This is a genomic window from Streptomyces sp. NPDC059900, from assembly GCF_050270335.1.
GTDB lineage: Bacteria > Actinomycetota > Actinomycetes > Streptomycetales > Streptomycetaceae > Streptomyces.
In genome coordinates this window covers 1-7449 of record NZ_JBNNJZ010000406.1, presented here as the reverse complement: position 1 = coordinate 7449, position 7449 = coordinate 1, and the positions used below count along the sequence as shown (strand labels likewise).

General features: G+C 73.1%; 8 protein-coding genes. 3 read left to right on the top strand and 5 right to left on the bottom strand.

Annotation, left to right across the window (positions count from 1 at the left end):
* The coding region (locus ACQKIP_RS34185; protein ID WP_427745036.1) for an adenosylcobinamide-GDP ribazoletransferase at nucleotides 1-417 on the bottom strand (417 nt) is incomplete at its 3' end.
* 80 nt (nucleotides 418-497) lie between these two features.
* Here ACQKIP_RS34185 and ACQKIP_RS34180 point away from each other — a divergent pair.
* On the top strand, nucleotides 498-1256 hold the full coding sequence (locus ACQKIP_RS34180; RefSeq protein WP_365852654.1) for a hypothetical protein: 759 nt from the start codon (nucleotides 498-500) through the stop codon (nucleotides 1254-1256).
* Here ACQKIP_RS34180 and ACQKIP_RS34175 read toward each other — a convergent pair.
* From ACQKIP_RS34175 to cobT, 3 genes are all read right to left on the bottom strand, one after another.
* Nucleotides 1202-1912 carry a hypothetical protein gene (locus ACQKIP_RS34175; protein WP_365852656.1) on the bottom strand — a complete coding sequence of 237 codons (711 nt, stop codon included), beginning with the start codon at nucleotides 1910-1912 and terminating at the stop codon, nucleotides 1202-1204. The genes ACQKIP_RS34180 and ACQKIP_RS34175 overlap by 55 nt on opposite strands.
* The gene (locus ACQKIP_RS34170; RefSeq protein WP_365852658.1) at nucleotides 1909-3729 is read right to left on the bottom strand and encodes a phosphatidylglycerol lysyltransferase domain-containing protein; all 1821 of its coding nucleotides are present in this window, start codon (nucleotides 3727-3729) and stop codon (nucleotides 1909-1911) included. Before ACQKIP_RS34170 ends, ACQKIP_RS34175 begins: the two co-directional genes overlap by 4 nt.
* 137 nt (nucleotides 3730-3866) lie before the next feature.
* The gene (gene cobT / locus ACQKIP_RS34165; protein WP_365852660.1) at nucleotides 3867-4979 is read right to left on the bottom strand and encodes a nicotinate-nucleotide--dimethylbenzimidazole phosphoribosyltransferase; all 1113 of its coding nucleotides are present in this window, start codon (nucleotides 4977-4979) and stop codon (nucleotides 3867-3869) included.
* A 136-nt stretch (nucleotides 4980-5115) separates the two neighbouring features.
* Between cobT and ACQKIP_RS34160 the strand changes: the two genes are divergently transcribed.
* Nucleotides 5116-5931 (top strand): class I SAM-dependent methyltransferase, encoded by an 816-nt coding sequence (locus ACQKIP_RS34160; protein WP_365852662.1) that lies wholly within the window; start codon nucleotides 5116-5118, stop codon nucleotides 5929-5931.
* A gap of 9 nt (nucleotides 5932-5940) precedes the next feature.
* Here ACQKIP_RS34160 and ACQKIP_RS34155 read toward each other — a convergent pair whose 3' ends face one another.
* Nucleotides 5941-7140 carry a bifunctional adenosylcobinamide kinase/adenosylcobinamide-phosphate guanylyltransferase gene (locus ACQKIP_RS34155; RefSeq protein ID WP_365852664.1) on the bottom strand — a complete coding sequence of 400 codons (1200 nt, stop codon included), beginning with the start codon at nucleotides 7138-7140 and terminating at the stop codon, nucleotides 5941-5943.
* A 90-nt stretch (nucleotides 7141-7230) separates the two neighbouring features.
* Between ACQKIP_RS34155 and ACQKIP_RS34150 the strand changes: the two genes are divergently transcribed.
* The coding region (locus ACQKIP_RS34150; RefSeq protein ID WP_361382146.1) for a hypothetical protein at nucleotides 7231-7449 on the top strand (219 nt) is incomplete at its 3' end.

Below are 7449 nucleotides of genomic sequence, written 5' to 3'. Positions count from 1 at the left end.
CCAGGAGGCTTCGTAGAGCTGGAAGAGGACGGCCACCTGGGCGAGCAGCGTGAAGAGCAGGGTGATGACGCCGAAGGGGCCGACGTCGGACTGTTTCATGATGCGCAGGGCCTGGTCGGCGGGCTTGGCACAGCCCAGGCCGTCGGCGGTGTCGGCGAGGCCGTCGAGGTGCAGGCCGCGGGTGAGCGCGGCGGGGGTCGCGACGGTCGCCGTGGCGGCCAGCAGCGGTCCTGCGCCCAGGGCCATGAGCGCGGACCCCAGCGCCGCCGCGCAGAGGCCTGCCACCAGCCCCGCCAGGGGGGCACCGAGCATTCCCGCGCGGGCTGCTTCGCGGTCCCACTTGGTGACCTTGACGGGGAGGGCGGTGAGGGTGCCGAAGGCGAAGCGGAGTCCGTCGGCGGGGGAGGTTCGGGGCACCGCGGAAGGCTACCTGGGCCCGACCCCCGGCCGGTCGGGCCGGGCGTGCGGCATGCGGGCTCCCGGCACAGGATGGGCCCATGGCCGACTGGTGGTACCGGAACATCGAGGAGCCGGGGAAGCTGCCTCTCCTGCTGGCCCTGCTCGCCTTCGTGGTGACCTTTCTCGTCACGAGGACCATCACGCGCCTCATCCGGGCGGGCAAGGGCCCCTTCCGGAACATCAGCTCGGGTGACGTCCACATCCACCACGTCGTGCCCGGCATCTTCCTCATGCTGGTGGGGGGATTCTGGGCGGTCGCGGCCGGCAGGCACAGCCTCGCCTCGATGTTTGCGGCGGTGTTCTTCGGCGTCGGCGCCGGTCTCGTGCTGGACGAGTTCGCGCTGATCCTCTACCTCGACGACGTCTACTGGAGCGAGCGGGGCCGCAAGAGCGTCGAGGTCGTGATGCTGACCGCGGCCCTGGTGGTGCTCGTGCTCACCGGCTTCACGCCGTTCGGGGTGAACGACCTGACGCCCGAGGAGCGGAGCAACCGCGCGGGCTTCGCCCTGAACATCGCCGTCAACTGCTGCTTCGCCCTGATCGCCCTGGCCAAGGGCAAGCTGCGCACGGCCCTGATCGGCATGGTGATCCCGCTGGTCGCGCTCGTGGGCGCGATCCGGCTCGCCCGGCCGGGGTCGGCATGGGCCAGGCGCTTCTACCGCAACCGGCCCCGCGCCCGGGCCAGGGCGGGCCTGCGCGTCTTCCGCCACGACCGCCGCTGGGCCGGACCGCACCGCAGGATTCAGGACTGGATCGGCGGCAAACCCGATCCGGAACTGGCGCGCCCGCGCCGCTGAAGCACCGCCGAGCAGGCGCAGAGGACCAGGGCCGCCGCGATCGCCGCCAGATGCTCCCGGCCCGCGAGGTTGTTCTTGACCATCACCTCGACGACCATCAGCACGATCACGAGCCCCGCCGTGAACCACGCCCGGTAGCGCCAGCACACATAGACCGCGAGCCCGACCACCGCGGCGGACGGGCCGGTGTCGACGACCTGCGCGTCCGAGGCGGGAAGCCCCAGCGGGCCGCCGGGGCCCCATTCGATGCCCACGCGCGCGTAGAGCGTGCCCGCGAGGGTGGCCGCGTAGCCGATGACGAGCGTGCGCCACCAGCCGATGCAGATCTCCGCGATGCCGAACACCAGCAGGATCTGCGCGAGCGCACCCCAGACCGGCAGGTCGAGGGCGGGCACGAAGAGCGAGAGCGGGGTGCGCAGCAGGGCGAGCCAGAGCGGATCCTCGGCCCGTACGGAGCCGATGTTCTGCACGAACTGATAGCCCCACGGCTGGTTCTGCGTGAACTGGAGCAGGGCGGTGAGGCAGACGGCGGCCAGGGCCATGGGCGCGGCCCGCCAGCGCCGCTCGGCGATGCCGTCCCGTACGGCGGCGTACAACGGCCCCCATTCGGCACGCGCCAGGCGGGCCGGGCGGCTGCCCGCTGCCGGGGAACTCATCGTCGTGACTCCAGATGCTTGCGGTGCAGCCGCCCCCAAGTTCTCGGCTTCGCTCGAACAGGGAGGGACCCCCTTGCCAGGCCCGGCACCTCCAGGAAGCCCTCCGCGCGGGCCGACGCGATGCCGATGCGCGGCAGGTCGCCGCTCTTCTCGAAGAGAAGGAAGCGGGGCTCCCAGATCGGGCGGTACTTCGCGTTGGCGCGGTACAGCGACTCGATCTGCCACCACTTGGAGAAGAAGGTGAGCAGCGAGCGCCACAGCCGCAGGACCGGGCCCGCGCCGAGCCGCGAGCCACGTTCGAAGACCGACCTGAACATCGCGAAGTTCAGCGACACCTGAGTGATCTTGATCTCGGCGGCGCGCTGGAGCAGTTCGATGACCATGAACTCCATCAGGCCGTTCTCGGAGTCGCGGTCGCGCCGCATCAGGTCGAGCGAGAGCCCGCGCGGCCCCCACGGCACGAAGGAGAGCACCGCTCTCAACTCGCCTTCCCCTTCCCCCGTACGGCTGTCCCTGCATTCGAGCATCACGCAGCGCCCGTCCGCGGGGTCGCCGAGCCGGCCCAGCGCCATGGAGAAGCCGCGCTCGGTGGCCCCGTCGCGCCAGTCGTCGGCGCGCTGGAGCAGATACGCCATCTCGTCGGCCGGGATGTCCTCGTGGCGGCGGATCCGCACCTCGTAACCGGCCCGCTTGACCCGGTTGTACGCCTGGCGGACCGTCCGCATGGCCCGCCCCTCAAGCGTGAACTCCCCGGTCTCGACGATCGCTTCGTCGCCCAGTTCGAGCGCGTCGAGGCCGTGCCGGGCGTAGATCGTGCCCGCCTCCTCGCTCGCGCCCATCACCGCCGGGAGCCAGCCGTGTTCGCGTGCGTCGGCCAGCCAGGGCTCGATGGCGCCCGGCCAGGCCTCCGGGTCCCCGATGGGATCACCGGAGGCCAGGGACACGCCCCCGATGACCCGGTAGGCGACCGCCGCCTTGCCGCTCGGCGACCAGACGACGCTCTTCTCGCGCCGCAGCGCGAAGTAGCCGAGCGAGTCGCGCTCCCCGTACCGGTCGAGCAGCGCGTGCAGCTTGCGCTCGTCCTCCTCGGTGAGCGGGTCGACCGCCTTGCGCGAGCGGAAGGCCGCGTACAGGACGGCGAGCAGGAGCAGCGTGCTGAGCACGTTGATGGTGACGTTGACCCAGCCGGGAGTGGTGATGCCCTCGAAGCGCTCGTCGTCGGCGGCCAGCGAGACCAGGCGCATCAGGCCGTAGCGCCAGCGGTCGGGGAACGTCGAACGGTAGTCGTCGTGCGCTTGGTTGGTGACGGAGACCAGGAACGCGGCGATCAGCGAGGTCACCAGGAGACCGCCGGCGGCGACCGCCGCGGCCAGCTTCGGGTTGGAGCGGTCGCCCTTGGCGTAGAACTCCCGCCGCCCGACGAGCAGCGCGGCCACGAAGGCGGCGGTCAGGGCCAGGGAGATCCAGTTCTGCGCGTACCGGCGGATCTCCGGGAAGATCATCGCGAACGCGAAGAGGAGCAGGAAGAGCCCGCTCAGTACGAGGTTGAGGATCCAGGCGGCGCGTTTGCGGCGGCGCATCGTGATCGCCAGGAACAGTGTGAACGCGCCGGACGCGAAGCCCGCGGTGAGCATGTACGGCGTGAAGTAGTTCTCGGTGTTGTGCCGCCGCAGATCCTGCCCCAGGGAGACCCAGACCGCGCTCAGGAAGTTGATGAAGGTGACGGCGCGGAGGTACCAGACGCTGAAGCCGGCGGCGAGCCGCCGCCTGCGCAGATCGTGTCGGCGCCCGGCCGCAGCGGATTGCTCATCTCCCATGAAAAGGGATCATATGGGGGCATGCCGGGCCACTCTCGGACGTGAGCGGGCCGCGCCGCCCACTACTGCTCGGCGGCGGCCCGCGTATCCGGCTCCGGTCCTGCTCGGTCGCGGTCCCGCGAACCCGGCTCCGGCTATTACTCGGCGGCGCTCCGCGTATCCGGCTCGGGTTCGGCCTCGGTGGCGGCGTCCGCCTCCGGTTCGGCCTTCCGCTCGGGCAGTTCCGCGGAGAGCGCCGCGGCGGCCCGCACCAGCGGCAGCGCGAGAAGCCCGCCGACGCCCTCGCCCACCTGCACGCCCTGTTCGAGTACGGGGTCGAGAGCCATCCGGTCCAGGGCTTTGGCCTGCGCGGGCTCCCCGCTGCTGTGCCCCGCCAGCCACCAGTCCGGCGCCCGGAAGGCGACCCGCTGGGCCACGAGCGCCGCCGCCGACGCCACGACGCCGTCCAGGATGACCGGCGTACGCCGCACCGCGCTCTGCAACAGGAACCCGGTCATGGCGGCGATGTCCGCCCCGCCCACTGCCGCGAGCAGCTCCAGCTGGTCCCCGAGCACGGGCCGCGCCCGCCGCAGCGAATCGCGGACCGCCGCGCACTTGCGCATCCATGCGAGGTCGTCGATCGGGGAGCCGCCGCGGCCGGTCACCACGGACGCGTCCGTCCCGCACAGCGCGGCGACCAGCGTCGCCGCGGGCGTCGTCCCGCCGACGCTCACGTCACCGAGCACGACCAGGTCGGTCCCGGAGTCGGCCTCCTCGTCGGCGACGGCCATCCCGGCCCGCACCGCGGCCTCGGCCTCCTCGGCCGTCAGCGCGTCCTCGATGTCGGTGCGTCCCGAACCGCGCCGCACCCGGTGCCCCGCCACCTCCGCGGGAAGCTCGGCCGGGTCGCAGTCCAGGGCCACGTCGACGACCCGCACGGGCACGTCGAGGCGGCGCCCGAGCACGGCCACGGGGCTCTCCCCGGCGAGCACGGCACGGACGAGCTCCGCCGCGCCGCCCGCGGGCCGCGCGGACACGTCGAGTCGCGCGACCCCGTGGTCGCCCGCGAAGAGGATCACGCGCGGCCGCCCGATCGGCTTGACCGGCACCGATGACTGGGCCGCGGAAAGCCACTCGCCCAGTTCGTCCAGGCGGCCGAGCGCTCCGGGCGGCACGCTCTGCCGCTCCCTGCGCTCCTCGGCGTCGCGGCGCACCCCGCCGTCGGGCCGCTCGATCAGGTCGGTGAAGTCGTCGAGATTCAGCGAGCTCATTCGCCGAACAGTACCGGCAGGGCCCCGCCCCGGATCAGACGGCCCGGCAGCAGGCGTCAGCGCGTGAACGGCACCGCGGAACGGGCCACCTCCACGGTGTCGTTACGCCGGTGGGACCGGCACCTTACGTACGTTTATGTTCACTTACGCACGATGTGAGGAGCTCGCCACGCCTACGCACGCCGCACTGGCCGCCGCCCGGGCCGAGAAGGTCTTCGGCGTCCCGTACTCCGTCCGCCGCCACCGGGCCCGGGCCCGGGCGATGGCCCCGTTCGGCGAGGCCGAGAGCTGGCTGGACGTCGACACCGGGCACGGTCACTTCCCCGCCGTCGCGCGGGAGGTGCACCCGTACACCGCCTTCGACGGGCTCGACCCCACCGAGCGCGTGGAGGAGGGGCGCAGGGCGGGGCGCGTGGAGGAGGCGCATCTCGGGCTCCTCGCCGATCTGGCGCCGAAGCTCGCGGGGCGCTACGACGTGCTGAGCATGTTCCACTACCTGGAGCGCAGCGAGGACCCGCGCATCGAACTCATCGCCGCCCGCACGGTGTTGCGGCCCGGCGGCCATCTCATGATCGAGGTCCCCGTCCCGCGGAGCCGGTACGCCCGACTCCTCGCCAAGGGATGGCTGCGGCCGGGCCCCGACCATCCGCGGCCAGGCCCTCACCAGCCGCTGCCGGGGCACCACCACGACATCCCGCTCTGCGCGCTCCGGCGCGATCTCGAAAGCCTCGGCTACACCGTCGTGGCGACCGAGCGGCGCGAGTCGCACATCCCGTTCGACCTGGCCGCGGGCCTGGCCCTTGCCCTCGGACGCATCCGGGCCACGGCCCGCGTCGCGGCCCCGCTGCTCGCCGCCGCGGCCCTGGCCGACCGGCTGCTCGCCCCGCTGGTAGGCCGCACCCGGTTCTCCAACGCCTACCGGATCATCGCCCGCAGGGGCCCGAAGAAGTGAGCGGTCGGGTCAGCCCCGCAGGGTGAGCGCCTGGCCCGCGACGACCATCAGGACGTGCTCGCACTCCGCCGCGAACGCCGCGTTCAGCCGGCCCAGTTCATCGCGGTAGCGGCGGCCCGACGCGGTCGCGGGGACGATGCCGGAGCCGACCTCGTTCGAGACGGCGACGACCGTGCGCCGGGTCGCGCGCACCGCGTCCGTGAGCTCGGCGACCCGCTTGCGCAGCGCCCGCTCGCCGCCGCCCGCCCATTCGGCGTCGTCCCACGCGTTCACCTCGTCCATGGCGTACGTCAGCCACAGCGACAGGCAGTCGACGAGCAGGGGAGGGCCGTCATCGGCGAGCAGCGGCACGAGGTCGCAGGTCTCGGTGGTGCTCCACGACGCGGGCCGCCGGTCACGGTGGGCGCTCACCCGGTCCGCCCACTCCGAGTCGCCGTTCCTGGTCCCGCCGGTGGCCACGTAGAGGACCTCGGGGAAGGCCTCAAGGCGCCGCTCGGCCTCCACCGACTTCCCCGACCTCGCGCCGCCGAGCACGAGGGTGCGGCGCGGCACGTCCGGTACGTCCTCGTAGGCGCCGACCACCAGCGTCGTCCCGTCCGGCACGGCCCGCGCACCGGCGGCCGCGAGCCTGCGGGCCAGCTCCGCACCCGGCGGCACGTCGTGGTCCAGATGGACGGCGACGACGTCCGTGGTCGGCGCGATCGCGCCCGCCGCCCGCAGCCGCGCGAGCCCGTCGGGGCGCCCGATCACATCGGCGACGACCATCTCGTACGCCGGATGCCCGTCCGGCACCCCGGCCGGCGCACCGTGCGGCGGCAGATAGAGCAGCCGCTCGCCGTCGGGGCCCGTCACCTCGTACCCCGTGCCCGGGTGGTCCATCGCCACCGCGCGCACCCGGTGGCCGGTGAGCAGCGCGAGCTCCCGTCCGTCGGGCACCCGGCCCGGCTGCGGGAGTCCCGCCGGTACCTCCACCGAGGGGCCGTCGTGCGGATGGGAGAGCAGAACCTGGCGTACGCCGCCGAGCGAGTGGCCCGCGCGGGCGGCCGCGAAGGCGGCACCAGGGGTGAGGTCGAGCAGCAGGATGCCGTCCACCAGGAGCGCGGTGGCGGCGCGCGCGGCGCCGCCGAGCGCGGTCGCGCAGGCCGCGCAGGGGCAGTCGGAGCGGGGCAGGCCTTCGGGAGCGCCGGTGCCGAGCAGAGTCAGTTCCACAGGAAGATCCTCCCGCGTCGCCGCGAGCGCCGCTCGCCCGGCTAGGCTTCAAGCGGCTTCACACAGCTGTCGGACCATCGGGAGGCTGGCATGGCGGCATGGACGTGGCGGTTCGAGAAGGCGGACGGGACGGAGGTCCAGCCCGCTCTGACGCCCGAAGAGTTCACCACTCAGGGAGACGCGGAGTCCTGGGTCGGCGAGTTCTGGAAAGAGCTCGCGGAGGGCGGCGCCGACCAGGTGTCGCTCTTCGAGGACACGAACAAGATCTATGGACCGATGAGCCTGCACGCGGAGGACGCGGCGCAGGGA

Excerpts from the sequence above, each read along its gene's own strand:
- ACQKIP_RS34180 (WP_365852654.1), top strand. The coding sequence starts at position 498 with ATGGCCGACTGGTGGTACCGGAACATCGAGGAGCCGGGGAAGCTGCCT.
- ACQKIP_RS34175 (WP_365852656.1), bottom strand. The coding sequence starts at position 1,912 with ATGAGTTCCCCGGCAGCGGGCAGCCGCCCGGCCCGCCTGGCGCGTGCC.
- ACQKIP_RS34170 (WP_365852658.1), bottom strand. The coding sequence starts at position 3,729 with ATGGGAGATGAGCAATCCGCTGCGGCCGGGCGCCGACACGATCTGCGC.
- cobT (WP_365852660.1), bottom strand. The coding sequence starts at position 4,979 with ATGAGCTCGCTGAATCTCGACGACTTCACCGACCTGATCGAGCGGCCC.
- ACQKIP_RS34160 (WP_365852662.1), top strand. The coding sequence starts at position 5,116 with ATGTTCACTTACGCACGATGTGAGGAGCTCGCCACGCCTACGCACGCC.